The following is a 1,469-nucleotide window of genomic DNA, read 5'->3' on the forward strand; positions in this document are numbered from 1 at the left end:
GCAACAGCAGCGCCCGCATCAGCTTCTCAGGCGCAATCGAGGCACGGCCGGTGTCCGCGTAGATGACGCTGAACAGCCCGTTGAGCCGTTTCAACGCGTCATTCACCAGCAACCGGATCGGTCGCAACGGGTGATCTGCCGGGACGAAGTCCTCGAGCTTGACCGTCGTGAACAGGGGTTCCTGCATCTCATCCATTCCGCGCATCGCATCCGCTGCCAAAGATCATGAACACGATATCCATAACGCCCGTCCCTCAAACCCCGTTTACACGGGACCCAAATTCAACAGCCTGCTAGGGCTTGATGTCCAGGTTGTGTTCGCCGCTCTAAACGAGATCTGGACGCCCGCGAGGCGGAAAACGTTGAAGGCGTCGGAATCGACAGCACCGATGCGCAGCAAGCCAATTACTGTGCATCGGCTAACCAATTACTTGGCGTCGGGTTTGACGTAGTTGTAATTAACGGCCGTATAGGCGTACGAGTAGGATTCGTGCTCCTCGCTGCCGCAATTGACCTTGACGAACCATGAGCTCGCTTGAGAGTCCGAGTAGGCGTAGACGAAGTTGGTGACCGGAACGTTAAGCACAGGCATGACTGAAATGGTCCCGATCACCGTGCCGAATTTCGACGTGACAGTGCTCTTTTTCGTTTGTGCCTGTACATCGCCCATCTCGGTCGTGAGATAGTCAAGCATCGGTGCCACGTCTCCGCCGAGACCGCCGAGAATTGCAGAAAAGAACTGCTCGGTAATGGAGACCGCGGTACCGGAACCGCTCTCGCTATTCTGGTCAACGCTCGTAATGCCCATGCCCGCGACGGAATTCATGGCTTGCGTCATCGTGCTCTGGTCGACAAGGTACAGCCCCGATTCCACTGCCTGTCCTGAGGTATTCAGAACGGCTGTTTTGATGGTCGAGGACATTGTCAACGCCTGCTTGAACGCGTCCACCACCTGGGTTTTCACGTCCGCAGGCCAGGAGTTCTCGAGGTACGCGAACAGAAAGTCCGAGCCGGCCGCGTGCATCCACTCCCCGTCATCCGTCAAGGTGACGTGATAACTGCGATAGGCACGTTCTTCACGTTCCATGCGGCGGACAATGTTGCGATGTGCAAGGTAGTTACGAACACTCATGGCGATTTCCTTTAAATCAGGTTGTTAATGCGAAGAAAGTTGGCTCTTTTGAAATTTGAATGGGTTATGCAGCGTGCGGATTGATCGACGCGAAGTTGAGCTTGCCGGCGATCAGGAACAGCACGGTGCGCATAGTTTCGAGGTTTGCGTAGCCACGAGCGCGTCGCTTGGCGGCTTGAAACAGGCCGTTGAGTGCTTCCAGAAAGCCGTTGGTCTGGCGCGTCTGGGTCCATGCGACGATGCCGTCGAAATGCTTGCGTATCATGCGGGCGACCTCCTTCATCGGTTCAACCTTGGAGCGCATCACGTTGGTACACCACTGCTCGAGCATCGCACT

At 56.0% G+C, this 1,469-nt stretch carries 2 protein-coding genes and 1 pseudogene; all 3 read right to left on the bottom strand.

Annotated elements, in window-relative coordinates:
• Positions 1–205 (bottom strand): annotated as a pseudogene (locus GCT19_RS41985) (IS5/IS1182 family transposase); the annotation flags it as partial.
• Positions 206–427: 222 nt separating this feature from the next.
• Complete coding sequence (locus GCT19_RS41990) at positions 428–1,132, bottom strand: hypothetical protein (protein ID WP_018435896.1); 705 nt, start codon at positions 1,130–1,132, stop codon at positions 428–430.
• 64 nt (positions 1,133–1,196) lie between these two features.
• Positions 1,197–1,469: transposase (locus GCT19_RS41995; RefSeq protein ID WP_193727467.1), on the bottom strand; the 273-nt coding region annotated here is incomplete at its 5' end.

Origin of the sequence: Paraburkholderia atlantica, assembly GCF_009362785.1 — a bacterium.
GTDB classification, from domain to species: Bacteria; Pseudomonadota; Gammaproteobacteria; order Burkholderiales; family Burkholderiaceae; genus Paraburkholderia; species Paraburkholderia atlantica.

Excerpts from the sequence above, each read along its gene's own strand:
- GCT19_RS41990 (WP_018435896.1), bottom strand. The coding sequence starts at position 1,132 with ATGAGTGTTCGTAACTACCTTGCACATCGCAACATTGTCCGCCGCATG.